This is a genomic window from Allorhizobium sp. NPDC080224, from assembly GCF_050281005.1.
Classification (GTDB): domain Bacteria; phylum Pseudomonadota; class Alphaproteobacteria; order Rhizobiales; family Rhizobiaceae; genus Allorhizobium.
In genome coordinates, this window is record NZ_JBNNWJ010000001.1 from 2,753,755 (window position 1) to 2,779,373 (window position 25,619).

General features: G+C 61.8%; 27 protein-coding genes. 11 read left to right on the plus strand and 16 right to left on the minus strand.

The features are described 5' to 3' along the window. Positions 1 to 81: 81 nt before the first annotated feature. Entirely contained in the window at positions 82 to 1,185 is a 1,104-nt protein-coding gene (ychF, locus tag ACQKP1_RS13640) for a redox-regulated ATPase YchF (RefSeq protein WP_427275653.1), read from the plus strand. A gap of 76 nt (positions 1,186 to 1,261) precedes the next feature. Here the strand turns inward: ychF and ACQKP1_RS13645 are convergent, their stop codons facing one another. Next, entirely contained in the window at positions 1,262 to 1,468 is a 207-nt protein-coding gene (locus ACQKP1_RS13645) for a YgaP family membrane protein (RefSeq protein WP_427275654.1), read from the minus strand. Between the two features lie 89 nt (positions 1,469 to 1,557). Further along, the gene (locus tag ACQKP1_RS13650) at positions 1,558 to 2,220 is read right to left on the minus strand and encodes a Crp/Fnr family transcriptional regulator (RefSeq protein WP_427275655.1); all 663 of its coding nucleotides are present in this window, start codon (positions 2,218 to 2,220) and stop codon (positions 1,558 to 1,560) included. 63 nt (positions 2,221 to 2,283) lie between these two features. Between ACQKP1_RS13650 and ACQKP1_RS13655 the strand changes: the two genes are divergently transcribed. From ACQKP1_RS13655 to ACQKP1_RS13675, 5 genes are read left to right on the plus strand one after another with little or no spacing between them, the layout of a single operon-like run. Next, the gene (locus ACQKP1_RS13655) at positions 2,284 to 2,754 is read left to right on the plus strand and encodes a MaoC family dehydratase (protein ID WP_427275656.1); all 471 of its coding nucleotides are present in this window, start codon (positions 2,284 to 2,286) and stop codon (positions 2,752 to 2,754) included. Further along, the gene (locus ACQKP1_RS13660) at positions 2,751 to 3,239 is read left to right on the plus strand and encodes a MaoC/PaaZ C-terminal domain-containing protein (protein WP_203016933.1); all 489 of its coding nucleotides are present in this window, start codon (positions 2,751 to 2,753) and stop codon (positions 3,237 to 3,239) included. Before ACQKP1_RS13655 ends, ACQKP1_RS13660 begins: the two co-directional genes overlap by 4 nt. After that, positions 3,236 to 3,712 carry a glutathione peroxidase gene (locus ACQKP1_RS13665; protein ID WP_427275657.1) on the plus strand — a complete coding sequence of 159 codons (477 nt, stop codon included), beginning with the start codon at positions 3,236 to 3,238 and terminating at the stop codon, positions 3,710 to 3,712. The genes ACQKP1_RS13660 and ACQKP1_RS13665 overlap by 4 nt, the downstream gene beginning before the upstream one ends. A 4-nt stretch (positions 3,713 to 3,716) precedes the next feature. Beyond that, positions 3,717 to 4,544, plus strand: coding sequence for an AraC family transcriptional regulator (locus ACQKP1_RS13670; protein WP_427275658.1), 828 nt, complete (start codon positions 3,717 to 3,719; stop codon positions 4,542 to 4,544). Positions 4,545 to 4,581: 37 nt separating this feature from the next. Then, complete coding sequence (locus tag ACQKP1_RS13675) at positions 4,582 to 5,190, plus strand: LysE family translocator (RefSeq protein WP_427275659.1); 609 nt, start codon at positions 4,582 to 4,584, stop codon at positions 5,188 to 5,190. 54 nt (positions 5,191 to 5,244) lie between these two features. On the opposite strand, the gene ACQKP1_RS13680 is transcribed toward ACQKP1_RS13675, so the two are convergent. From ACQKP1_RS13680 to ACQKP1_RS13730, 11 genes are all read right to left on the minus strand, one after another. Continuing rightward, on the minus strand, positions 5,245 to 5,787 hold the full coding sequence (locus tag ACQKP1_RS13680) for an adenine phosphoribosyltransferase (protein WP_006725613.1): 543 nt from the start codon (positions 5,785 to 5,787) through the stop codon (positions 5,245 to 5,247). Between the two features lie 118 nt (positions 5,788 to 5,905). After that, entirely contained in the window at positions 5,906 to 6,781 is an 876-nt protein-coding gene (locus ACQKP1_RS13685) for a cytochrome c1 (protein ID WP_427275660.1), read from the minus strand. 21 nt (positions 6,782 to 6,802) lie between these two features. Beyond that, positions 6,803 to 8,071: a cytochrome b gene (locus ACQKP1_RS13690; RefSeq protein WP_427275661.1), complete on the minus strand. Its 1,269-nt coding sequence runs from the start codon at positions 8,069 to 8,071 to the stop codon at positions 6,803 to 6,805. 14 nt (positions 8,072 to 8,085) lie between these two features. Beyond that, entirely contained in the window at positions 8,086 to 8,664 is a 579-nt protein-coding gene (petA, locus tag ACQKP1_RS13695; protein WP_427275662.1) for a ubiquinol-cytochrome c reductase iron-sulfur subunit, read from the minus strand. Positions 8,665 to 8,936: 272 nt separating this feature from the next. Further along, a complete protein-coding gene (locus ACQKP1_RS13700; protein ID WP_427275663.1) occupies positions 8,937 to 10,808 on the minus strand; it encodes an ABC transporter ATP-binding protein in 1,872 nt (623 codons plus the stop codon). A 104-nt stretch (positions 10,809 to 10,912) separates the two neighbouring features. After that, a complete protein-coding gene (locus ACQKP1_RS13705) occupies positions 10,913 to 11,932 on the minus strand; it encodes a hypothetical protein (protein ID WP_427275664.1) in 1,020 nt (339 codons plus the stop codon). 120 nt (positions 11,933 to 12,052) lie between these two features. Further along, positions 12,053 to 12,475 (minus strand): DMT family transporter, encoded by a 423-nt coding sequence (locus ACQKP1_RS13710; RefSeq protein WP_203016944.1) that lies wholly within the window; start codon positions 12,473 to 12,475, stop codon positions 12,053 to 12,055. Further along, the gene (locus ACQKP1_RS13715; RefSeq protein ID WP_069043685.1) at positions 12,476 to 12,940 is read right to left on the minus strand and encodes a DMT family transporter; all 465 of its coding nucleotides are present in this window, start codon (positions 12,938 to 12,940) and stop codon (positions 12,476 to 12,478) included. Positions 12,941 to 13,152: 212 nt separating this feature from the next. Further along, positions 13,153 to 15,075, minus strand: a complete 1,923-nt coding sequence (locus tag ACQKP1_RS13720) for a methyl-accepting chemotaxis protein (protein WP_427275665.1) — start codon at positions 15,073 to 15,075, stop codon at positions 13,153 to 13,155. 196 nt (positions 15,076 to 15,271) lie between these two features. Continuing rightward, positions 15,272 to 17,194, minus strand: coding sequence for a HAMP domain-containing methyl-accepting chemotaxis protein (locus ACQKP1_RS13725; RefSeq protein ID WP_203016946.1), 1,923 nt, complete (start codon positions 17,192 to 17,194; stop codon positions 15,272 to 15,274). 264 nt (positions 17,195 to 17,458) lie between these two features. Then, complete coding sequence (locus tag ACQKP1_RS13730; RefSeq protein ID WP_427275666.1) at positions 17,459 to 19,327, minus strand: ABC transporter ATP-binding protein; 1,869 nt, start codon at positions 19,325 to 19,327, stop codon at positions 17,459 to 17,461. Positions 19,328 to 19,693: 366 nt separating this feature from the next. On the opposite strand from ACQKP1_RS13730, the gene ACQKP1_RS13735 reads away from it, so the two are divergent. Then, positions 19,694 to 20,152: a tRNA (cytidine(34)-2'-O)-methyltransferase gene (locus tag ACQKP1_RS13735; RefSeq protein WP_427275667.1), complete on the plus strand. Its 459-nt coding sequence runs from the start codon at positions 19,694 to 19,696 to the stop codon at positions 20,150 to 20,152. Between the two features lie 152 nt (positions 20,153 to 20,304). Next, the gene (locus tag ACQKP1_RS13740; protein WP_427275668.1) at positions 20,305 to 21,618 is read left to right on the plus strand and encodes a cell envelope biogenesis protein OmpA; all 1,314 of its coding nucleotides are present in this window, start codon (positions 20,305 to 20,307) and stop codon (positions 21,616 to 21,618) included. A gap of 80 nt (positions 21,619 to 21,698) precedes the next feature. Here the strand turns inward: ACQKP1_RS13740 and ACQKP1_RS13745 are convergent, their stop codons facing one another. Further along, the gene (locus ACQKP1_RS13745; protein ID WP_427275669.1) at positions 21,699 to 22,652 is read right to left on the minus strand and encodes a flagellin; all 954 of its coding nucleotides are present in this window, start codon (positions 22,650 to 22,652) and stop codon (positions 21,699 to 21,701) included. Between the two features lie 161 nt (positions 22,653 to 22,813). Beyond that, positions 22,814 to 23,074 (minus strand): hypothetical protein, encoded by a 261-nt coding sequence (locus tag ACQKP1_RS13750; protein ID WP_054151479.1) that lies wholly within the window; start codon positions 23,072 to 23,074, stop codon positions 22,814 to 22,816. 139 nt (positions 23,075 to 23,213) lie between these two features. Here ACQKP1_RS13750 and hemF point away from each other — a divergent pair, with 139 nt between their 5' ends. The 3 genes from hemF to ACQKP1_RS13765 all read left to right on the plus strand — a co-directional run bounded on the left by hemF (position 23,214) and on the right by ACQKP1_RS13765 (position 24,888). After that, positions 23,214 to 24,128 carry an oxygen-dependent coproporphyrinogen oxidase gene (gene hemF, locus ACQKP1_RS13755; RefSeq protein WP_006725628.1) on the plus strand — a complete coding sequence of 305 codons (915 nt, stop codon included), beginning with the start codon at positions 23,214 to 23,216 and terminating at the stop codon, positions 24,126 to 24,128. Positions 24,129 to 24,300: 172 nt separating this feature from the next. Then, complete coding sequence (locus ACQKP1_RS13760) at positions 24,301 to 24,576, plus strand: hypothetical protein (RefSeq protein ID WP_203016955.1); 276 nt, start codon at positions 24,301 to 24,303, stop codon at positions 24,574 to 24,576. A gap of 123 nt (positions 24,577 to 24,699) precedes the next feature. Then, on the plus strand, positions 24,700 to 24,888 hold the full coding sequence (locus tag ACQKP1_RS13765) for a DUF1059 domain-containing protein (protein ID WP_006725630.1): 189 nt from the start codon (positions 24,700 to 24,702) through the stop codon (positions 24,886 to 24,888). Between the two features lie 74 nt (positions 24,889 to 24,962). Here the strand turns inward: ACQKP1_RS13765 and ACQKP1_RS13770 are convergent, their stop codons facing one another. Next, positions 24,963 to 25,451 carry a fasciclin domain-containing protein gene (locus tag ACQKP1_RS13770; RefSeq protein WP_427275670.1) on the minus strand — a complete coding sequence of 163 codons (489 nt, stop codon included), beginning with the start codon at positions 25,449 to 25,451 and terminating at the stop codon, positions 24,963 to 24,965. Positions 25,452 to 25,619: the final 168 nt, after the last annotated feature.

Below are 25,619 nucleotides of genomic sequence, written 5' to 3' on the forward strand. Positions count from 1 at the left end.
GGCCACAACACTTGACCATGCCCCTCCTATACCCCATAGGCGTGGGCAACGAAAATCCATCCCGAGCAGGTATATAGAGCCATGGGCTTCAAATGCGGTATCGTCGGGCTGCCGAATGTCGGCAAGTCCACTCTCTTCAACGCGCTGACCAAGACGGCCGCCGCCCAGGCAGCCAACTATCCCTTCTGCACGATCGAGCCGAACACCGGTGAAGTGGCCGTCCCCGATCCGCGCATGAAGAAGCTGGCCGACATCGCCGGCTCCAAGGAAATCATCCCGACCCGCATCTCCTTCGTCGACATCGCCGGCCTCGTGCGCGGCGCCTCGAAGGGCGAAGGCCTCGGCAACAAGTTCCTCGCCAATATCCGCGAAGTCGATGCTGTCGTCCACGTGCTGCGCTGCTTCGAAGACGACGACATCACCCATGTCGAAGGCAAGATCGATCCCGTGGGTGACGCCGACACGATCGAGACCGAGCTGATGCTTGCAGACCTCGAAAGCCTTGAGCGTCGCGTCGAACAGGCCCGCAAGCGCGCGACCGGCAAGGACAAGGAAGCCGCTGCCCAACTGCCGGTGATGGAAGCCGTCATCAAGCTTCTGAACGAAGGCAAGCCGGCTCGCGTCCTCCTGAAGACAATGCCGGCCGACGAGATCGAAGTCCTGAAGGGCCTCAACCTCCTCACTTCGCACCCGGTCCTTTACGTTTGCAACGTCGCCGAGGGTGACGCTGCGACCGGCAACAAGCACACCGAAGCCGTTGCCAAGATGGCTGCCGAACAGGGCGCCGAATGCGTCGTGATCTCGGCTGCAATCGAAGCCGAAGTCGCCCAGCTGCCGGAAGAAGAAGCGACCGAATTCTTGTCGGCCCTCGGCCTCGACGAAGCCGGCCTCGACCGCCTGATCCGCGCCGGTTATCACCTGCTCGACCTGATCACTTACTTTACCGTCGGCCCGAAGGAATGCCGCGCCTGGACCATTGTCCGCGGCACCAAGGCGCCAGCGGCTGCCGGCGTCATCCACACCGATTTCGAACGCGGCTTCATCCGCGCCTTCACCATCTCCTATGACGACTACATCGCCTTCAAGGGCGAAGTCGGCGCCAAGGAAGCCGGCAAGGGCCGCGATGAAGGCAAGGAATATGTCGTCCAGGACGGCGACGTCATCCACTTCCGCTTCAACACTTGAAGCGCGACGATCAGAACGACGAAAGGCCGCGATCCCCTCGCGGCCTTTTTTTTTTGTTTCAGGGAGGTAGGAAGCGTCAGGCCCGCTTCACCGGGCAGGTCGAAAGGCCCATGATCGAATAGAGCGGGCAGCTCGACATCAAACCTGTTGCCAGAGGTACGATGCCGATCAGCGTGAAATAGCGCCAGGAGGCATCCGGATAGATGAAGAACAGCGACAGCAGCACCAGCCCTACAACGATCCTGAGGATGCGGTCGATACCGCCGACATTCTTGGCAAACATGATTTTCCCTCCGTTTGATCTGACAATGAGCAGACCCTAGCGGGATATGACAGTGACGTCGGTGACTTAGTCACGGCTTTTGCAAAGTCTTAACCCTCACCGACCCGGGCCATGCGCGAAAGCTCGCCGCGGTCGACCAGACGGATCTGGCCGCGCTCGTTTTCCACGACCCCCTTCGATGAAAGCGCCTCCAGCCGCCGGGACACCACTTCCCGTGCCGTCCCGATGACTGCCGCAAGCTCCTGATGCGTAAGCGCCACCCGCCCTTCCTCGTCCGCCCGCTCGAGAAGCGCATGCGCCAGCCGCTGCTCGACCTTCACGAAGGCAACCTGCTCGAGCACGAACATCAGATCACCGAGCCGATCGGCAAAAGCCTTGAAGACGAAGGCGCGGAAGGCCGGAGAGCTCGCCATCAGCCGCTCGAACACGGCAGGCGGCACCATCACCGCCACCAGATCGCTTTCCGCAACAGCCTCGCCCGAATAGGGCGCGCCACCTAGCACTCCAAGTGTGGTCTGCACGCAGGTTTCCCCGGGTGTCACCGAATAGAGCAGCAATTCTCGCCCGTTGCGGCCCGTCAGATAAACCCCGATCCGGCCGGAGAGCAGGATGACGAAGCTCTGCGCCGCGTCTCCCGGGCGAAACAGCGTGGTGCGTTGAGGTACATGCATCGGCTTCAGCACCTGAAGCGCCTGCCGCGCCTCAGCATCGATATCCGCCAGAAAGCTAACCTGATCCGCCCAGCCTGCCATGGACCGTCTCCCGATTCCCGCATATGACCATAGCGACTGACAGTGCATTGGAGAACATGCCGCATGCAGGCAGAGAAGCTTTACTACGAGGACTTCGCGCAGGGGCGCAGCTTCGATCTCGGACCGAGATTGGTGACCGCCGAAGAGATCATCGAATTCGCGACCGAGTTCGATCCGCAGCCGATGCATCTCTCCGAGGAAGCTGGCAAGGCAAGCATCCTTGGCGGCCTCTCCGCCTCCGGCTGGCACACCTCGAGCCTCTTCATGCGCCTGATGATTGACGCGTATGTGTTGAAAGCCGCCTCCGAAGGCGCACCCGGCATCGAATTCATGCAGTGGCGCAAGCCCGTGCTGGCTGGCGACACGCTCTCCGGCCACTCCGTCGTGGAAGAGGCCCGCCTCATGCGCTCGCGGCCACATCTCGGCATCGTCACCTTCGGCCACGAGTTGAAAAACCAGCGCGGCGAAACCGTACTGAAGGCCCGCAACGCCGTCATGGTCCGCCGCCGCGCAGTGACAGAGGTGACGGCATGAGAATGCTCGACCTCTACAGTGCCGGCACCCGTCTCGAACTCGGTTCCGTAACCTTCACCGCCGACGACATTGTCCGCTTCGCCGAGAAATTCGATCCGCAGCCCTTTCATGTCGATGCGGAAGCAGCGAAGTCTTACGTCTTCGGCGCGCTCTGCGCGTCGGGCTGGCATACCTGCGCCAACTGGATGAAGAGCTTCATGGCTTTCTGGGGAGGCGAGACCAGGCGTCTGAAGGCCGAGGGCATCGCACCGCCGAAGCTCGGCCCCTCGCCGGGCTTTACCGAACTGCAATGGCTAAAGCCCGTCTATGCCGGCGACACGATCACCTTCTTCATGACCCCGCTTGAAAGCCGCACCGTCCAGGGGCGCCATCGCTATATTCTCAACTCCGCGCTGTCCGAAGGCATCAACCAGAACGGCGAGACGGTCTTGCGCTTCAAGAGCAATCTGATTGAATTCTTCCCCGATGAGGAGCAAGCGCCATGAGCGTGCACGACTTCACCATGACCGCCATCGACGGCACGGCGCGCAGCCTGAAGGACTACGCCGGCAAGGTCCTGCTGATCGTCAACACCGCAAGCGCCTGCGGGCTGACGCCCCAGTACGAAGGCCTCGAAGCGCTCTACAAGGCCCATCCCAATCTCATCGTGCTCGGGTTCCCTTGCAACCAGTTCGCCGGTCAGGAACCCGGAACGGAGAAGGAGATCGCCCTCTTCTGCGAAACCCAGTTCGCCGTCACCTTCCCGCTGTTCACCAAAATCGAGGTCAATGGACAAGGCGCGCACCCGCTTTATGCCTTTCTCAAATCGCAGACGCTTGGGACCGAACAGGGCCAGGACATCGGCTGGAACTTCGCCAAGTTTCTCATCGGTCGCGATGGCAAGCCGGTCGCCCGCTACTCACCCCGCACGGCACCCGCCGATCTCGAGGCGGACATCGCCGCTGCCCTCGCCGGCTGACGCCATGGCCGGCTTCCGCTTCCAACGGACACCCCTTGCCGGCCTGGAAGCGGTCTCGGCCACCAGCGCCCACGTCTTCCCCAAACACACCCATGACACCTATGGCATCGGCTTCCTCTCCGCGGGAGGCCAGATCTCGGCCTCCGGTCGCGGCCAGGTGGAAGCCGAAGCCGGGCACCTGATCACCGTCAATCCCGGCGAAGTGCATGACGGCGCCCCCATCGGCCGAACCGCTCGCAGCTGGCACATGCTCTATCTGACGCCGGACCTCATCTCCGACAGCCTGTCCGATCTCGTCTCCACCTCGACCGATCTCGAATTCGAACGTCCGGTCTTCGCCGACCCAGTCATCCGCAGCCTGCTCTTGGCCGTCCATCACCGGCTTGAAGATGATGATCTGTCGACGGATAGGGGCGCACTGCAGGAGGCACTCGTCCACCTCTGCGGCAGGACACTAACCCGCAGCGCCACCGCACCCTTGCCCCTCCCCTTATCGCTCAGGCGTGTCCGCCAGCGTCTCGACGATGATCCGGCACAAGCAGCCGACCTCCAGCTTCTGGCTTGCGAGGCCGGCCTCAGCCGCTTCCAGCTGATCCGCGCCTTCCAGCGCCACACCGGCCTGACACCCCATGCCTATCACATGCAGCGGCGGGCGCTTCTCAGCCGCCGCCTGCTTGCCGACGGCCTCTCACCGGCAGATGTTGCCGCCGCTTGCGGCTATGTCGACCAGAGCCACATGCACCGCGAATTCCGCCGCCGCTTCGGCCTGACACCCGGCGCCTACCGCAGCGCCTGGCTGAACTGCAATCCTGTACAAGACCGGTTGGCCTGACAACCGCATGCTCTCCTCGCCAATGCAGGAGAGATTGATGAGCCTTGATTTCCTACTGACCACTCTGATCATCGTCGCCACGCCGGGTACCGGCGCGCTCTACACGCTCGCAGCCGCCCTCGGCGGCGGACGCCGCAGTGCCCTGATTGCTACCTTCGGCTGCACGCTCGGCATCATCCCGCACATGCTCGCGGCAGCCATTGGCCTCGCCGCCCTCGTCGCGGCAGAACCGCGCCTCTTCGAACTGATCCGCTTTGCCGGCATCGCCTATCTTGTCTGGATGGCCATTGGCCTCTGGAGAAGCGGTCTTGCAACGGATACCGCAGCGGAACCGCGCCGGGAAGCCTGGCGCATCATCCGCAAGGCGGTGCTGATCAACCTCCTGAACCCAAAGCTGTCGCTTTTCTTCCTGGCCTTCCTGCCGCAGTTCGTGCAAGCGACAGATCCCTCTCCGCTGAAGACAATGGCAGGTTTGAGCCTCGTCTTCATGGCGGCAACCTTCGCCGTCTTCGCGCTCTACGGCATGGCCGCCGCAACGATGCGCCAGGGGCTTGTCACGCGACCGCACAGGATGCGCCTCGTCAACCGAATTCTATCGGGCGGATTTCTGTTGATGGCGGGAAAACTGGCGCTGGCGCAACGCTGATACACTGGCATATTGGCCACCCGGGACGATTGGTCCCCGGTCGCGACGAGCGGCTCAGTGCCCCTCGAATTCCACCAGCGTACGGACTTCGACGCCGAGCGCCTCAAGCTTCTTGCGGCCACCAAGCTCCGGCAGGTCGATGACGAAGCAGGCCGACACGACATCGGCACCGATCTGCCGCAGCAGCTGAACCGCGCCGACAGCAGTCCCGCCGGTCGCGATGAGATCGTCAACGAGAATGACCTTCTCACCCGGCTTCACCGCATCCATATGGATTTCCATCTCGTCGACGCCGTATTCCAGGCTGTAGGCGATGCGCACGGTCTCGTGTGGCAGCTTGCCCTTCTTGCGGATCGGCACGAAGCCCGCCGAGAGCTGGTGCGCGACCGCGCCCCCGAGAATGAAGCCACGTGCCTCCATGCCGGCAATCTTGTCGACCTTCAGCCCCACATAGGGCTGCACCAGCTCATCTACAGCGCGACGAAACGCCCGCGCGTCGCCGAGCAGCGTGGTGATGTCACGAAAGATGATCCCGGGCTTGGGATAGTCTGGAATGGAGCGGATGGCTGCGGCGAGTTCGTGGGCGATCTTGGTCATATGGCATCCGGAGAGTGACGGGAGGGGTTTTGCGGGACCTTACCAAGATTGGCATGGCCCCCCAACAAAAAAGGCGGCCCGAAGACCGCCTTTTCAGTGAAACGTCATTCCCGAAGGATCAGTGTTCCTTGGTCGAGTAGACCGACTTCTTCGTCAGGTAGATCAGCGCGGTGAAGATCGCGAGGAACACCATGACCATGAAGCCCATGCGCTTGCGGTCTTCGAGATGCGGCTCGGCGGCCCACATCAGGAAGGCAGACACGTCGAGCGAATACTGCTCGAGCGTCTCCGGCGAACCGTCGTCATAGGTGACCTGGCCATCGGAGAGCGGCGGCGCCATGGCAAGCGACTGGCCGGCAATGAAGTAAGGGTTGAAGTAGGTGCCTTCGGCAACTTCAACACCCTCTGGCGGATCCTGGTAGCCGGTCAGCAGCGCGTGGATGTAATCCGGGCCACCCTGCTGATACTGCGTGAAGATGTCGAACACGAAGGTCGGGAAGCCACGGGTCACGGCGCGGGCCTTGGCGATCAGCGAGAAGTCCGGCGGAGCCGCACCACCCATGGCCGCCGCAGCCGCTTCCTTGTTCGGGAAGGGCGACGGGAAGTGATCGGAGGCAACGGCCGCGCGCATAAACATTTCGCCGTCGGCGTTCGGACCGTCCTCGACTTCGTAGTTTGCGGCGAAGGCCTTTACCTGCGCTTCCGAGTAGCCGAGGTCTTCCAGCGTGCGGAAGGCAACCAGCTCCATCGAGTGACAGGCGGCGCAGACTTCGGTGTAGACCTTGAGTCCACGCTGAAGCTGGCCCTTGTCATACTTGCCGAAGGGGCCGGCAAAGGACCAGTCCATCTGCTCGGGCTTCAGGATCGGATAGTGACCGGTCTGCGCTGCATGATGCGTCATCTCGGCCAGATCGCCGCCTTCTGCCGCGATGGCCTGGCCGGAAAAACCGGCCATGGCTGCGATCAGAGCGATGCTCGTGACAAGCTTTTTCATTGTTATCGTCCTCTCACGTGCTCAGGCTTGTGCGGCGGCGGACTTGCCGCTCTTTTCGAGAACCGCTTCGGTGATCGAGTTCGGGATGCGCCGTGGCGTCTCGAACAGTCCGAGCAGCGGCATGATCACGAGGAAGAAGCCGAAGTAATAGGCGGTACCGGCCTGCGACAGGATGACGTAGATGCCTTCCGCCGGCATGGCACCGAGCCAGCCGAGGAGCAGCGAGTTTGCCACGAAGAGCCAGAAGAACAGCTTGTACCACGGGCGGTAGACGGCCGAACGGACCTTCGACGTGTCGAGCCAGGGCAGGAAGAACAGCACGATGATCGCACCGAACATCACGAGGACGCCACCGAGCTTCGAGTCGATGAAGAGAATGTCGAACGTGATCGCGCGCAGCATCGCGTAGAACGGCAGGAAGTACCATTCCGGAACGATGTGCGCCGGGGTCTTCAGCGAGTCGGCCGGGATGTAGTTGTCGGCGTGGCCAAGATAGTTCGGCAGGTAGAAGATGAAGTAAGCGAAGACCAGAAGGAAGACCGACAGGCCGAGCGCATCCTTCAGCGTCGCATAGGGCGTGAAGGGAACGGTATCGGTCTTCGACTTCACTTCTACGCCGGTCGGGTTGGTCTGACCGGTAACGTGCAGCGCCCAAACGTGCAGGATGACCACACCGGCGATCATGAACGGCAGCAGGTAATGCAGCGCGAAGAAGCGGTTCAGCGTCGGATTGTCGACCGCAAAGCCGCCAAGCAGGAACTGCTGGATGGTTTCGCCGACAAACGGGAAGGCGGTGAAGAAGCCGGTGATGACGGTCGCACCCCAGAAGGACATCTGACCCCACGGCAGAACGTAACCCATGAAGGCGGTTGCCATCATCAGGAGAAAGATCACCACGCCGAGGATCCAGAGGATTTCGCGCGGCGCCTTGTAGGAACCGTAGTAGAGACCACGGGCGATATGCAGGTAGACGGCGATGAAGAAGAACGATGCACCGTTGGCATGCATGTAGCGCAACAGCCAGCCGTTGTTGACGTCGCGCATGATCTTCTCGACCGAGTTGAAGGCGACGGTCGTCTCAGCAGCATAGTGCATGGCAAGCACGACGCCGGTGAGGATCTGCACGAGCAGCATGACGGTCAGCATGCCACCAAAGGTGTAGGCATAATTCAGGTTCCGGGGCACCGGATAGGCGACAAAGCTGTCATACATCAGACGCGGCAGCGGCAGGCGCGCGTCAATCCACTTCTCGACGCCGGTGGACGGCTGGTAACTCGAATGGCCACTCATTGTGTCTTATCCCCTCAGCCGATCTTGATGACAGTGTCGGATGTGAATGCGAAGGTCGGCACCGGCAGGTTCGTCGGCGCAGGACCCTTGCGGATACGGCCCGCCGTATCATAGTGCGAGCCGTGGCAGGGACAGAACCAGCCACCGAAATCACCGGCCTGGCCGAGCGGCACGCAGCCCAGATGGGTGCAGGAGCCGATCATGACGATCCAGTTTTCCTTGCCTTCGCCGGCCGAGCGCGCGAGGTCGGTCGCTTCGGCGGTCGCATCGACGTTTTCGTTGCGGGCAACCGGATCCTTCAGCTCAGCAAGCGCAACAGCGTTGGCTTCCTCGACTTCCTTGTCCGTACGGTTGCGGATGAAGACCGGCTTGCCGCGCCACTTCACCGTCAGCGACATGCCCGGCTCGAGCGCCGACACGTCCACTTCGATCGAAGCGAGCGCGAGCGTCGATGCGTCCGGACGCATCTGGTCGATGAAGGGCCAGGCGAACGAAGCCGCACCAACCGCGCCGGCCATGCCGGTCACCATGTAGAGAAAGTCGCGGCGCGTAGGCTCGCCCGCATGTTCTGTCGTTGTCTCGTGTTCGCTCACGGTCACTTTTTCCTCTCGCAATCCTGCGACACACCGCATTTGCCCCCGCAGCGGGAATCACAATTCAGCCACTGTGCAGCCACAGATTCCCCGCCAGATTGGCGCGTTCTAAGCCCGATAATCTATTCTGTCCAGTCTTCGTCGGACAAGGAGCCACGTTGTCGCGGATTTCCGGGACACCATCCCCAAAAGCTTGATTTAACGCAAGAGTGACAGGCAGTTTATCAAGCAATGCAGCGCGTTAAACGTCCAGGAAAACACGACAGCAGGCATCAAGCCGTTACCAGCTGGTCCCGCGTATCGAGGAAGCCGCCCGATTGCCGTGCCCAGAGCTCGGAATAGAGGCCGCCTTGCGCCACCAGCTCCTGATGCGTTCCCTGCTCGATGATCCGCCCCTTGTCCATGACCACGAGACGATCCAGCGCCGCGATCGTCGACAGACGGTGGGCGATCGCCAGCACGGTCTTGCCCTGCATCAGCCGATCGAGATTGGACTGGATCGCCGCCTCCACTTCCGAGTCCAGCGCAGACGTCGCCTCATCCAGCACGAGGATCGGCGCATCTTTCAGCATAACGCGCGCAATCGCGATGCGCTGTCGCTGGCCACCGGAAAGCTTCACTCCGCGTTCGCCGACATGGGCGTCGAAACCCTTCCGCCCGCGCTGATCTTCCAGCCGCTGGATGAAGTCGAGCGCTTCGGCGCGCTCGGCGGCCTTCACCAGCATCTCGTCGCTTGCATCCTCGCGACCGAAAAGAATGTTGTCGCGGATCGAACGGTGAAGAAGCGCCGTATCTTGCGTAACCATGCCGATCTGCGAGCGCAGGCTCTCCTGAGTCACGGTCGAGATGTCCTGTCCGTCGATCAGGATACGGCCACCTTCCAGGTCGTAGAATCGCAACAGCAGATTGACCAGCGTCGACTTGCCCGCGCCTGAACGTCCGACGATGCCGACCTTCTCGCCGGGCTCGATGGTCAGCGTCAGATTGTCGATCGCACCGGTCTTGCGTCCGTAGTGGAAGGTCACATCCTCGAAGCGGATCTCCGGCGACTTCACCTGAAGCTTGGCCGCATCCGGCCTGTCGGTAAGCCCGATGGGCTTTGCCACCAGTTCGGCAGAATTCTGGATCGTGCCGATATTGCGCATGATGCCGTTGAGCTGCGTCATCATCCGGCCGAGAAGCATGTTGAGACGCAGCACAAGGCCAAGCGTGAACGCGACGCCGCCGGCGGTCACGGCTCCGGCGAACCAGAGATCGACGGACAGAAGTGCCACCATGAGGATCATGAAACCGGACAGTATGGCAAGTGAAGCTCGCACTCCAGTCAGCAACCGGGCGAATGGGCGCAGCGTATCCTGGAAACGGTCGAAACCGGCCCGGATATAGTGGTCGTTCTGCCGCTCGCGGGCAAAGAGCTTGAGCGTCTGGATGTTCGAATAGCTGTCGACAAGACGGCCATTCAGCATCGATGACGCCTCCGCCGTCTCTCGCGCGTGATGGCGGATCTTCGGCACGAAATACCGGGCCAACACCAGAAAGATCGCCACCCAGGCGCCGATGATGGCCGCAAGCCGCCAGTCGAGTTGTGCAACGAGCGCCATGGTCGAAATGGTGTAGATTACCATGAACCAGACGACCTGGAGCAGCGAGGTCAACAGATCCCCGGTCGACTGCCCCGCAGACCAGACCTTGGTGACAATGCGCCCGGCAAAATCATTCTGGAAGAAGGAGAGCGACTGACGCGCCACATGCGCATGCGCCTGCCAGCGCACAAGGTTGAAGAAGTTGAGGACGATGACCTGTTCTTCAACGAGGGCGCCGATCGTCACGACGACAAAGCGGCCGATCAACACGATCAGCGCCATCGCGAGCAACTCACCTCCGTGAGCCGCAATCAGCCCTTCCCAGCCGGCCTCTTTCGGCACGGTATCGAGCAGATCGACAAGCCGTCCGACGAACCAGAACAGTCCGGCTTCGAGCATGGCCACGGCACCGCCGAAGATCGCCATCAGGAAGAAGGCCATCTTCGCCTGGCTGACATAGAACCAGACGAAGGCCCAGATCTTTTCCGGTGGACGCAGATTGTCCGATCGGGCGAAGGGATCGAGCCAGTTTTCGAAGAGGCGGGCGACAGCTTGAAACATGAAAAGCGATATAGGCCGATTGCCCAGGAGGGCAAAGCCTCAAACATGATCGCGACCATTACATTTTGGTCAGAGACCAACGTCCCATATGATGTACCGTAACGTCAGCCGCGGTGACGGCGGCCGTAAAGCGCCTCGTAGCGGCGCAAGGTCGAGGCATCTATTGAGACCCCCGTGAACACGGGCACCAGGCTCTCGGTTAGTTCGGCACGCTGAAGGGATTGCCGCGCAGCACCATAGAGCTGAGCCACCGGCACCGGTCGATCCGTTCTTGCGCAACCGAACCGACAGGCGAGCTTCGGCATCGACTTGATCGACTTGCGCGCGATAGCCTCGGCGTCCGCAACAACTCGGGAGACTTTTTCGCCGAGTTGGGCGAGATAGGTTTCGCTGCTTGCCCCGATCAGCAAGCCTAGCTCGTCGGGTGCGGTCCAGTAGGCCGCATCGTTTTTGGCAATCAGTCGATGGGTGAAGCGCGCCAGCGTGTTCTTCATGTAGTCACTGACCTTGACAAGACCGCTGCGGCTTAAGGGCTCCAGTCCCTCGATCCGGCACAGCATCAGGCTCAGCCCCTCCTCGGGCATACCCTCCTTGAATACATCGTCCAGACGCTGCACGAGGGAAGAATAACCCGGCAATCCGAAGCTGAGTTGCGCGGTCAAATGGTCCTGCCCCGGCACTTCGACCGGTTCGGCAATGACGAGCTTGCAGACGGCTTGCAGCGCATCGAGACAGGCCTGGAGCTGGGTATCCAATGCCGCCATCGGGTCCTCGCCATCATCCGACGATCCGGCGACCGTCACGGCCCCACCCTCCAGCAACCTCCGCAGATCCTCCAGCGCTCCCACCGCCTGTTCGCTCGTCGTTTTGAGCGCTGACACCATCGGGCGCCGGGGAAGGAAACGCTGCGCGAGGATCGAGAGAGCCGCCTGGCCGACTGGCTTCGGCAGCGCGAGAAAAGCGGCGCGAAGCGCCTTGTCGCGCCCCGTCATCACCGCGTGGACGAGCTCGAAGTTGTCAGGACTAAGGTCGAGATGGTTCTTGCTGAGGAACTCGAAAGCCTTGCGGCCAAGAATGTCGGCTTCCCTGACATGGGGCAAGAGGCGATGGGGCGGCGGGCGCATGCGAGGCACCTCCGATGGCTGTTCCTATCCGGTCAAGCTACGCGCCAAACAAAAACCGATCCTTTCGGAAAACACTAAAATGCCTTGAGCCTCGCCCCGCGCCTGTGGAGTGGTGATCCTCTAGCGCGTGTAGCGGGTGAGATAGATGCCCAGGAGGATTAACGCCACGCCGGCCGGCTGGCCGATGTGGAACTCGGCGGTACCGCGTGCGAGATCGATGAGAAGGCCTGTGATCATCTGCCCGCCGATGATCAGAAGGCCCGAGCGGGCCGCACCTATGCGCGGAAAGACATAGGAGCTGATGACCACGAAACAGGCTCCGATCACGCCGCCCGTGAGATAGAAGACCGGGACATCGGCGAGCAGCGGCAGCCCGATGCGGTGGAAGAGAAGCACATAGACGGTCAACAACAGGAAGCCGATCCAGTGGTTCCAGGCCGACGCCGTAAACGCTCCACGGTCCATGGTCAGCCGACCGTTGATCGACCGGCTCATGCCGACGGCAGCACCGCCGGCGAGTGCGATGAGAACAGCGCCCAGCATTCACGCCCCCTTCGAGAAGATGAGCAGTGCGCTGCCGCCGATAACGCATGCCGTGGCCAGGAAATCGAACCGGTTGAGCCTGCGCTTCGGCGTGCCGAACAGCCCGAACTGATCGGAAAGGAGCCCGAACAGGATCTGACCGACGAGCAACAAGGATAGGCCGCCGGCCAGTGCCAGCTCCGAATTGACCGCAATCGAACTCAACGCCACCGCAAAGGCACCCGGCGCACCGCCGAGATAGGACCAGAGCGGCGCCTTGCCATTGGCCGGAATGCGCCCCGCCCGGCGCGCGACGGCACCATTGGCGACCAAGAGCAGAAAGGCAACCACGCCGCCGACGCCGTGCACCACCCAGGATGCGGTAAACGGGGTCGTCAAAGCCGCAAGGCCGCTGTTGATGGTCACCATGACGGCGAGCAGGGCCCCGGCAAGGACCGCCCAGATCCAGTCGATATGTTTCAGCATGTTGCTCCTGAGTGGAACGCGAGGGCGCGCGTGAAGGTGTCGGCCCCGTCTGTTTGAAGTCACCGCATAGCGGCCCCGCCATCCCGCCGACAAGCCAATTCGGCAAATGAACCGATCAGCCGCATGAATGTCCGGCACAACACCGCCCCGACAAACGCGAAACGGGGCATCCCTGCCCCGTTTCTTTGTCTCTGGATCCGATGTGGAGGATCTCAGAACTCCGACCACTCCGCTGCGACAGCCGCATTGCCATTGAAGGCATTGGCGATCTTGCGGCCAAGGGCACGCGCCGGCGACGCTTGCGGCTGGCTTTCGCCCCGCGCCGGGGCAAGCCGCGGTGCAGCCACGCGAGGCGTCTCTTCCCCGAGGCGGAACTGGCCGAGCAACTGCGTCAGCGATGTCGCCTGCTGCGCCAGGCCATGGCAGGCAGCGCTCGATTGCTCCACCATGGACGCATTCTTCTGCGTGCCCTGATCCATCTGGTTCACGGCCGCATTGATTTCGGCCAAGCCCGTCGACTGCTCGCGTGCGGACGTGACGATCGCGGAAACGTTCTGGTTGATCTCCTGCACCTGTCGGACAATGGCTTCGAGCGCCTGACCGGTCTCACCGACCAGAGTGACCCCGCTCCGGACCTGCTCGCCAGACGCCGTGATCAGACCCTTGATTTCCTTCGCCGCATGGGCCGAACGCTGGGCGAGCTCACGGACTTCCTGGGCAACGACGGCAAAGCCCTTGCCGGCGTCTCCGGCACGCGCAGCTTCGACACCCGCGTTCAGCGCCAGAAGATTGGTCTGGAAGGCGATCTCGTCGATCACACCGATGATGTTGGAGATTTCGCTCGACGACTTTTCGATCGCATGCATCGCATCGACCGCGCGGCGAACCACGTCACCCGACTGTTCGGCTCCGACCCGTGTCCGCGATACCAGTGCCCCAGCCTCCTCCGCGCGCACGGCGCTGTCCTTGACCGCAGTCGTCACCTGTTCCAAGGCGGCTGCCGTTTCCTCGACAGAGGCTGCCTGCTGCTCGGTGCGCTTGGACAGGTCGTCGGCTGCTGCCAGCATTTCGCTCGCTCCGGCGTCGATGGCACGCGCATTTTCGCCGACGGCGCGCATGGCATCACGCAGCCGCTCGACGGAGTGATTGAAGTTCACACGCAGCGGATCGAGGTGCTCAGCGAAGCGTTCGCCGATTTCGACGGCAAGATCACCATCGGAAAGCTTCTGCAAACCACCGGCCAGACGGTCGACGGCAAACTGTACTTCGGCCGCTTCACGCGCCTTCTGTGCTTCGCGCGCCAGACGCTCCGTCTCGCTCAGCGACCGGTTCTCTTCGGCCTGGCGCTCGAGGGCCGCACGCTCGATCGCATTGTCACGGAAGACGGAAACGGCCGCCGCCATCTCGCCGATCTCGTCCCGACGGTTCGCAAACGGAACCTCCGTTTCGGTGTCGCCACCGGCAAGCGTCCGCATCGAACCTGTGATCGCTGAGATGGGACGCGCAACCCGCAGGATCGACACGACAGCCGCGCCGAGCGCCATCAGCGCGGCCAGCACGAAAGCCGCCAGCGACAGGCGCATGGCAAGCGTCGCAGACGCATCGGCATCATGACGAACCTGCACGCCGGCAGCCCGGTTGATGTCCTTGATGTCCCCCAGGCTCTGTTCCGCAGCGCTGCCGAGCGGCACCATCTGGGCCAGCGTGTCCTTCGCCTGGTAGAGCTTCGATGCCATGGCCTGTTCGACGAAGCTCTGGCCAAGACCGTTGAACTCGACGACGGTCGCCTTGAAACTGTCAAAACGCTGGCGGACATCGGGGAGCACGATCGCAGCGTCAAACTCGGCGATCGCGGCATCCAGCCGCTCACGCGCGGCGCCGAGGTCTTCGACCAGCGTCTTCTTCTCGGCCGAGGTGGCGGCCGTCAGGATCATCAGGTGGAGACGGCGAACATCGCCGAGAACGGAATCGATCTCGGCAATCATCATGGAACGATCGAGACGGCCGCCCAGCGCTTCCATCTGACCACTCATGTCGGTCACGGAGCGGACGGCAATAGCACCCTGCCCGAGCGATACGATCACCATCAGCCCGAAGAGAAGCGGCAGCAGCAGTTTGATCTTGAGATTTTTCACGACTGAAATCCTGGATTGAAACGGAATGAGACGACCGGGGAAAAATGCCGGCAGACTTCCATGCCAATCCGAATTCTAACAAAGCCTTACGCGCCGAAGGGCAGTTCTCGCCTCATCCACAATCCGGTGCGCAGGCATCGACAACAAAAGAGGGGCATTTCTGCCCCTCTACTTCGCATCGTCTAATATGCAGTGCTCAGAACTCGGACCACTCGGCCGCCACGGCCGTGTTGCCCTTGAAGGCATTGGCGATCTTGCGACCCAGCGCCCGGGCAGGCGAAGGCTGCGGCTGGGCGGCCGGCGTTGCCGGGGCGACCCGCGGCGAAGCGCGATAGCCGTTCTCGTCCGTCTTGAACTGCGCCATCAGCTGCATCAGCTGACCGGCCTGCTGAGCCAGACCATGGCTTGCCGCCGTGGATTGCTCCACCATGGCCGCGTTCTTCTGCGTGCCCTGGTCCATCTGGTTGACAGCCATGTTGATTTCCTGGAGGCCAGTCGACTGCTCGCGGGTGGAGGTGACGATCGCCAGAACATTCTGGTTGATCTCCTGCACCTCGCGCACGATGGTCTCCAGCGCCTTGCCGGTTTCATCCACGAGGCTGACACCGTTGCGGACCTGTTCGCCCGAAGTGGTGATCAGGGCCTTGATCTCCTTCGCCGCATTGGCCGAACGCTGGGCAAGCTCGCGCACTTCCTGGGCAACGACCGCAAAGCCCTTGCCGGCTTCACCGGCGCGAGCCGCTTCGACGCCGGCATTCAGCGCCAGAAGGTTGGTCTGGAACGCGATGTCATCGATCACGCCGATGATGTTCGAGATTTCCGAAGAGGATTTCTCGATTGCCTGCATCGCAGCAACGGCACGGCGAACGACTTCGCCCGAATGCTCGGCCCCTTCCCGCGTGCGGCTAACCAGCTGGCCGGCCTCGTCAGCGCGCACAGCGCTGTCCTTGACCGCAGTCGTCACCTGCTCGAGTGCTGCTGCCGTCTCTTCGACGGACGCCGCCTGCTGCTCGGTCCGCTTCGAAAGATCGTCGGCGGCAGCCAGCATCTCGTTGGCGCCGGCATCGATCGTCCGGGCGTTTTCGCTAACGGCGCGCATAGCCTCCTTCAGTCGGGAGACGGACTGGTTGAAATTCAAACGCAGCGGATCGAGATGATCGGCGAAACGTTCGTTGATCTGCGCCACGAGATCGCCATCCGACAGACGTTGCAGACCCGAAGCGAGCTGGTCGACGGCAAACTGCACTTCGGCCGCTTCCCGTGCCTTCTGGGCCTCGCGCGCCTGACGCTCGGTTTCGCTGAGCGAACGGTTTTCTTCGGCCTGACGCTCGAGCGCTGCACGCTCGATGGCATTGTCGCGGAACACGCTAACGGCAGCCGCCATCTCGCCGATTTCATCCTGACGACCGGCAAACGGGATCTCGGTCTGCGTGTCGCCGGAAGCAAGGGTACGCATCGACCCGGTGATCGCCGAAATCGGGCGAACGATCCGGGCAAAGCTGAAGAAGGCGGCACCGACGGCAATCAGCGCGCTGATCAGAACGGCGATGATCGTGGTGTTGACCGCAGTGTTGGAGACGTCGTCCGCTTTGACAATTGCGGCGTCGCTGAGCTGCACATTGGACTTGATCATCTCGTCCATGAGCTGGACGAGCGTGCGAGCATTCGCCGCCATGGTGCCATTGAAGACGGCCTTAGCCGCTGCCTGATTGCCGGTACGCTTCAATTCGACCATCTGCAAGGCGAGTCGATCATACTCCGCGAGCGCAGCCTTCATGCTGTCGAAGCGAGCGCGAGTTGCAGGCATGGTGATCATCGGCTCATAGGCGGCAAAAGCTGCATCGCGCTCCGCAACGGCGGTCTGAGTGGCAGAAACGATCGAATCCAGCTCTGCCGGTTCCGCATTCAACAGCATCGCGTAGTCGCGGCGGACCTCGGCGAAAGTCGCATTCATCCGTGCGACAGCAAGCGTTCTGGGCAGGCGTTCGCGCCCGATGACGTTCACCTGCTCCTTGACGTCGCCAATGAAGTTAATCGCCAGAATGCCCTGGCCGATACCGAAGGTAAGTACCACGGCAAACAGCAGTGGCAGCACCACTTTGATCTTGAGATTGGACATGAATGGTCTCCAGGGGAGGAAAAATACATTCCCAACCGGGCGTGGGAGGTCGCCAGGTGTGAGGACAAGACATCGTCCGTATAGGTCGGGATGAAACCGTTCTAAGATGTAAACAATGAATAATTTACTTAGATTGCACGCAACCTTTGATGACCAAAATTGGCTGGAAATTCGCGAAATAGCTGTAGCCCAAAAAAGGTCGGCGGCAGATTGCTCCGCCGCCGCCAGTTTTCCAACAATCGTTTTAGCCGTGACGGCAGCGCGTCACTCAGCCGCCGTTTCCCGGACCTCGTTCGGCCCGTCGGCCTGATCGGCTAGGAAACCACCGGACTGGCGGGTCCACAGATCGGCATAGATGCCGCCATTCGCCACCAACTGCTGATGCGTCCCCTCTTCGACGATCCGGCCCTTGTCGAGCACGATCAGCCGATCCATCTGCGTCAGCGTCGACAGCCGGTGGGCGATAGCAATCACCGTCTTGTCCTCGATCAGCTTGAACAGGCTTTCCTGGATCGCAGCCTCGACTTCTGAATCGAGCGCCGAGGTCGCCTCGTCGAGCACCAGGATCGGCGCATCCTTCAGGAATACACGGGCGATCGCGATACGCTGCCGCTGGCCGCCCGAGAGTTTCACGCCGCGCTCACCGACATGCGCGTCGAGCCCGCTGCGGCCCTGCATGTCGGAAAGCCCCTGGATGAACTCCCAGGCATTGGCCCGCTTGGCCGCCTCGATCACTTCGGCATCGGTCGCTTCCGGCCGGCCATAGGCGATGTTATCCCGGATCGAGCGGTGCAGAAGCGACGTATCCTGGGTCACAACGCCGACGAGTGCCCGCAGACTGTCCTGGCTCACCGCCGAGATATCCTGGCCATCGACAAGGATCCTGCCCTTCTCCAGATCGTAGAAGCGCAGAAGCAGGTTCATCAGCGTCGTCTTGCCGGCACCGGAGCGCCCAACGAGGCCGACCTTCTCGCCCGCCTTGATGGTCAGCGAGAAGTCCTCGATCACGCCCTTCTGCTTGCCATAGTGGAAGCGCACGGCGTCATAGACGATTTCGCCCTTCGGTGCGGCGAGCGCCTTGGCGGCCGGCTTGTCGACGATATCGTGGGCCTTGGTCATCATGCCCATGCCGTCATAGACGGTGCCGATATTCTCGAAGAGCGCCGCCACTTCCCACATGATCCACTGCGACATGCCGTTGATGCGCATGGAAAGACCGATGGCGACCGCAATCGCGCCGACGGTCACCGTGCCGTTCAGCCAGAACCAGATGCCCAAGGCCGCCACGAAGAACTGGACGATGGCATTGTTGATGTCGACACAGATATTGAGCAACGAGATCTGCCGCATCTGCCGGTGCACCGTGCCGAGAAAGGCGTCCATGCCCTCTTTGGCATAGGTCTCTTCCCGGCCGGCATGCGAGAACAGCTTCACTGTCGCGATATTGGTATAGCTGTCGACGATCCGCCCCGTCATCATCGAGCGGGCATCCGCCTGCTCGCTGGAGGACTTGCGAAGCTTCGGAATGAAGTGCCTGAGGATCAGCGCATAGATCACCAGCCAGAGGACGAGCGGCACACCGAGCCGCCAGTCGACCGATGCCACCAGCGCCAGCATCGAGACGAAGAAGGTCGTCGCATAGATGAAGACGTCGATGATCTTCATCACGCTTTCGCGGACAGACAGCGCCGTCTGCATCACCTTGGTCGAGACACGACCGGCGAACTCGTTGGCGAAGAAGGTCATCGAGTGCCGGAGCAGGAAGCGGTGCATCTGCCAGCGTGCGATCATCGGGAAGTTGCCGGCCAGCACCTGGTGCATGGTGATCGTGTGCATGACGCCGAGCACCGGCAGGCCAATCAGCAGCAGGCCCGCCATCCAGGCAAGCGTGCCGCCTTCCGTCTGCAAGAAGGTCGAACGTTCGGCCGTCGACAGCCAGTCAACGATATTGCCGAGGAACTGGTACAGGAACACTTCGGCAACCGCGATCAGGCCGGAGCACAGGCCGAGCAACGCCAGCCACCAGCCGGCGGGCTTGGTGTAGTGCCAGCAGAAGGCGACAAGGCCCTTGGGCGGCAGGACCGGATCACCGGCCGGGTACGGATTCAGGCGGTTTTCGAACCACGAGAACATGAAACGTCTCCAGAAATGGCGCGCGCGCGACACCGAACAAAGGTGCAAAACACGCGAATATTCAATGATTGGGGCCACTTATGGCCGCAGGATGAATCAGTTTGGGAAAAGAGGCGGAGGTGACGCGCTCAGGCAGCCACAGCCATAAATCGGGGCTGGCGCGAAATACCGAATAGATCCATCGATGGCCCTCCCGCTTGCGTGTTGAAGTAGAGCACCGTTCTATCGGCCGACTGCCAAATTTTCCAGCCGGCTTTCGAGGCGATCGAGACATTCTGCCGCAACTGTTGCACACCGATCACAGACGGCAACAAGCAAGGCTGCGTCCGCCTTGAGCGACGTGCCCCGATCGCATAAGACCGGCCCATGACCGACTTGCGCATCGCCCTCTATCAGCCCGACATCCCAGGCAACACCGGCACGATCCTGAGGCTGGCTGCCTGTCTCGGGCTGAAGGTCGATATCATCGAGCCAGCCGGCTTTGTGCTTTCCGACAAGAATCTGAAGCGTGCCGGCATGGACTATCTCGCAAGCGTCGCCATGACACGCCATGTCAACTGGGAGCAATTCGACGCATGGCGGCTTTCCGAACGACGCCGCCTCGTGCTCGCCTCGACCAAAGCCGCCCTGCCCTACACCCAATTCGATTACGCCGAAAATGACATCCTTCTCTTCGGGCGCGAAAGTGCCGGTGTCCCCGATCCGGTGCATGACCGGGCCGATCACCGTGTGATCATCCCCATGGTCGCGGGCCAGCGTTCGATCAATGTCGCGATGTCGGCAGCCATGATCGCCGGGGAAGCGCTGCGCCAGACCGGTTTCTGACTCCGGATCGGCAGGAACCAGACATAGATCAATGCGCCCACAGTCGCCCTCGCCTAGGATAGCGAGACGGTAGCAATGCGCCCCTTCAACCGCAATTGCTAATTCAACCGTATTGCGCTATGCTGCATTGCAGCAAAAAGGGAGATGGAGTCATGTTCGAGACAGCATTCGCCCTGGGTCTGACCCAGTTCGCCCGATCCTTGAGCTTTCCCGAGCGCTTGAGCCAGCGCCCGGTCCGAAACGCCGCCCTGGAGCCCTGGCGGCTCCGCAACACGGGCATGGACGCGCTCTACTATGACGTCAAGGCCCTCACGGCCGACGAGACCTTCTACATCAGTGACAGTCTCGCCTCTGAAGGCCTGATCATGATCGTTCCGCCCACAGGCGCCGGAATGCTGACACTCTGCGACAGCGTCGAGGAATTCCGCCTGCGCGGTGGGCGCGAGGTGCGCGCCATGGCAGTCGCCGGCATCGGCGGCTCGGCGATCGGTGCCGCCGCCTTCGCCCGCAACGTGGCCGACGCGATCGACGCCCCGGTAGCAGCGGTGGTATCGGGCTACGGCCTCGGCGACATCCTAAACGAGGCTATCGGCGGCGCCTTCCTCTTCGGCTGGCTCGGTCATGTCAGAAGCAACCTCGAGGTGATCGACGACGTCGTCGGTCGGCCGAAGCTCGGTGCCTATGGCAAGCGCAGCGAGGATACCGATACCAGTCGCCGCACCGGCCTTGATGCCGATACGGTATCGACCCTGCTTGCAGATCCCACGCTGTCCTTCACTCTGATCGCTGGCCATTCCCGCGGCAATCGCGTGATTGCGGATGCCCTCTACGCCTTGAAGGGGAGCGACCCGGACCGGATAGAAACGCTGGCCAACACCGCGCGGATCGTCACCTTCGGCGGCCGGATCAAGATGCCGGAAGCCTTCACCGAGGTTATCGACGTCGTCGGCGAACTCGACTGGTTCGGCGAACTGAATTCGCGCCCGAAGATTGCCACCGACATCAAGGTGTCCTTCTGCGGCCATTCGACCAATACCGACCTACCGACAGCCCTGAAGGTGACCAGAATACTCGGCGATATTCTGAGTGGTGAAGCACCTATCGCAGAAGCGCCCGCCGAGGCTGTGATTGCAACAGCCGAGGAGGTCGCAGGCCCGGTCGTTGAAGACACTGTCCTGGAACCGGTCACAATCGAAACAGAACCGGTCGAGCCTGAAGCCCTTCCGGTGCTCGCCGCGGAGGCGTCGCTCCCCGCCGCGATCGACGTTGAACCACCAGCATGGGACGAGCCATTACCGGAGGCTTCGGCATCACCGGAAGCCGCAGAGCCGACCGTCGAGGCGGCCCCATCGCCGGAAGTCATGACCAAGGGCACCGACGTGCCGAAGAAGGCAGGAAAAGCTGCGACCCCGATCATGGTTCCGCTGCCGCGCGGCAAGGCAAGGCGTCCCCGCGCGAAGAACTGACGAGCGGCAAGTCAGCCACCAGAAACAGCAAAAGGCCCGCGCGAAGCGGGCCTTTTCGATTCACAAACAGAAGCTTGAGCTCAGAGCTTCAACCACGACGTCATCGAGACATTCGCCATGTTCAGCGCCGAGGACTGCAACTGATCCTGCACCTTCTCCGCCGTCAGCCGCACGCGCTGCTCGTTGAGCTCCGTATCGACCAGCCGGCTGACGCCGAGTTCGGATGACCCCTGCAAGCCCTGAAGAAGCACACCGCCGCCCGTCACCTGGCTGCGCGTCGTGCTCACCTCGGCACTGGCGCTGACCATATCGATCAGAACGCGATTGAGGGTCGAGATCATCCCGTCGATCTCGTCGCCGGTTGTACGGCTATCGATCCTGATCTCGCGGGCCCCGGCCTCAGCCGGCTCGCGCGATTGCGCATCCATCAGGTAATAATTGTAAGGCACGCCGCCGAGGCTGGTGCCCGCATAGGCCCGCGTCAAAACACCGTCGCGCGCATCCTCGCGCGAGACAAGCGTCGATTTGGCAGTGTCGAAATCGACCATGTTGATGGAGAGGCCGCCATCATTGCCCGTGGTCACGGAGGCGAGCAGCGAGGTGACCTTGGGCCGTCCGCCGGCCTCCACCATCAGCCAATTGTCGCCGTTGAACGTACTGTCAGCAACGACGTCAACAAGCTCGGCCTTCATCTGCGAGATGTCGGCATTGATACCATTGCGATCGGCCCCGACGGCCTTGGCAAGCACGAGCTTCTGCTGGATGCGCGCGACGATATCCGTCGCCTGTTCCAGACCGAGCGCTGCCGTATCCGATACGGCTGCCGCAATCTCGTTGGCTTCCTGCACGCTGCCGGCCGAAAGGCTTCCGGGCCGCATGGTGGTCGAAATCGACCAATAGCTGGACGCATCCGTCTCAGTCTCGGCGACAGGTGCTGTCACCGCGCGCGGCGTCACGCGATCGAGCGCGGACGCGGCAGCGCTCGCCATCGAAGCCGCACCGGCAACGGATGGGTTGAGCCAGACTGTACTCATGGGAAAACCTTATGTCGCATATCATGTCGATCCGAAGCCGGCATCATTCCGGCTATGTACAGACGAACCTAGCGACGAGGTTTTGTGATTGGCTTTCAAAGAAAGTTAGAATTCTAGCGAATTGAGAATTTGCCGTTGGATCGCACCTGGGCGGGGCGCCGTCAATCTGCCGAAGGCAGCCGGCGCATTGTGAACTCGATCTGGTCTTCGTCGAGCTGCCGCCAGCTTTCAACTTCGGTCCAGTAAGCCGCCTTCGGAAAGGCGTCGAACCACTCGCGCGCCTTGGCTCGAGCCTCTTCGCGTGTCAGGCAATAGGTTTCGCGCACGAACTGCCCACCGAGACGCCCGGCCGTTCCGGCGCGGTGATCGGCAATACGTTTCCTGAGACCTGTAAATGGCGGCGGGCCAGGTATCTTCGTCATGAAATCCCTCGCATGGACAAGAGATTAATCCACGCAAAACCGGAAGGCGAGTCGATTTTACGGGGACACCCCCGCCCCCATATGGCCGCCTGCGATTTCACCTGATATTCGTTTGCCTGAAGAAGTTGAGGGGGACGACATGGAGCGACCGGTTCTGCCGAAAGGCCTGCCCGAGGATATCGAGGAGAAGAAGGACGCGGCACGCGCCTGGTTCGAAAGTCTGCGCGATGCGATCTGCGCCTCGTTCGAAACCCTGGAGAACGAACTCACCGGGCCGATGTCCGATCGCGAGCCTGGCCGATTCCAGGCCAAGGACTGGCTGCGTGAAGAGGGCAAGGGCGGCGGCGGCCGCATGTCGATGATGTATGGCCGCGTCTTCGAGAAGGTCGGCGTGCACACCTCGACGGTGCATGGCGAGTTCTCGCCCGAATTCCGCAAGCAGATGCCGGGCGCCGAGGAAGACCCGCGCTTCTGGGCGTCTGGCATTTCGCTGATCGCGCATCCCGTGAACCCGCATGTCCCAACGGTGCACATGAACACCCGCATGGTGGTCACATCGAGCCAGTGGTTCGGTGGCGGCGCCGACCTGACGCCGGTGCTCGACCGCCGGCGCAGCCAGGATGATCCCGACACCCGCCTCTTCCACCGTGCCATGGAGGTCACCTGCGAACGCCATCCCGCCGTGGCCGACTACCCCGCCTACAAGAAGTGGTGCGACGAATACTTCTTCCTGCCCCACCGCAACGAGGCGCGCGGCATCGGCGGCATTTTCTTCGACTGGCTGACGGCAGACGAGGACAAGGGGGGCTGGAACGCCAACTTCGCCTTTGTCCAGGATGTCGGCCGTGCCTTCAATCTCGTCTATCCGAAGATCGTCCGGGGCAATTTCAACAATCCCTGGACGGATGAGGACCGCGAGGAACAGCTTGTCCGTCGCGGCCGCTATGTGGAGTTCAACCTGCTCTACGACCGCGGCACGATCTTCGGCCTGAAGACCGGCGGCAATGTCGAATCAATCCTCTCCTCGCTCCCGCCGCTCGTGCGATATCCCTGATCGCTTGGGGTTACCGCTGACACGGTTATCCACAAGTCAATTCACGAAAAAGAATGAGCGGTGATTCCCGTCGCTTACGACAAAGTGTGTCGAGAACTTGACGGTTTTCATTGCGCTCACGCCGGACGGGAGGCATTCTGCGGCCTCACGCAGTATCGAGGAGGAGATTGCGATGCCCCCATCCAGCTCAGTATCCGTATCCCGCGTCAGTGACCCCGCCGATCGTGCGCTCAAGGCACCAGAATTGATCGATCGGCTGGCGGAGCAAATGCGTCAGTCGAGTGATGTCGACTTGCCCCATTCTTATTTCGTTGAGCAGGTGCGCCTCGGTCTGGCCGGCAAAGATCTCGCCGACCGGCTCGCCGCAAACGACATCGAAACCGGCAGCCATCGGGGCAAACGCCAGCCCGCGCGCTCCGTTTTCCATGCCTGGGCCATGCCCGATTGATCAGACAGAATCCACCGCGTCGATACTTTGGCCCGCCCTGTGCGGGCCATTTTTTTGGCATCCGCCGAACAATCGTGGCATTCTGCGGTTTCGAGAGTTGAGGAGACGAAGGAGGAGACGATCATGAAACGCTTCGAATGCGGAACTCTGGTCCCCGGCTGCGACTGGCACACGCGGGCCGAGGAAGAGGCTGAAGTCGTGAGAAGGGCCGTGGAACACTTGAAGGTCACCCATGGCGAGGAGATCATCCGTCCGTCCATGGTGGATCACATCAAGGAACGGATTCGCAACGATCAGTCCCAGACGGCCTGAAGCCGCGCGCGACTGCCCAAACGGCAACGGAGCCCGGCATGCGGGCTCCGTCTCCAGAAAGAAGCTTGCGTGTCTCAGCTGCTCGGCAGCATGACCTTGTCGATCACATGAATGACGCCGTTATCCGTGCGGATATCGGCAGACACCACGTTTGCGCCGTCAACGGTTACACCCGAACCCGACTTGGACACCGCGAGCGTGCGATCACCGCCGCTCTTGATCGTGCGGACATGGATCGTGCGGCCCGGCAGCATGGTCGAGGTCAGTTCGCGACCGACGACATGATAACTCAGGATCGCGGCGAGCTGGTCCTTGTTCTCCGGCTTGAGCAGGTTCTCGACCGTGCCGGCCGGCAATGCAGCAAAGGCTTCGTCGGTCGGCGCGAAGACGGTCAGCGGACCGCCGCCCGAAAGCGCATCAACGAGACCGGCCGCCTCTGCCGCGGCAAGCAGCGTCTTGAAGCTGCCGGCCTGCTGGGCGGTCTCGACGATATTGGCGGAATTCGCCGAAGAAGCGGCGAAGGTCATGCCTGCGGCAAGAAATGCGGCTGCGATGCGTGTCATGGAAATCCCTCCTCTGAAAGGCCAGACCGACGTCATGTCGATCATCTGAAGCCGGGAGAGATACGCTCCAGGGATCGCCGCTGGATCGCGGGCAAATGGACACTCTTTGTTGAGCAGGGCCTGATGAACCGAACCCGCTCTCGGACGTATTGACTTACCTTGTTGCGC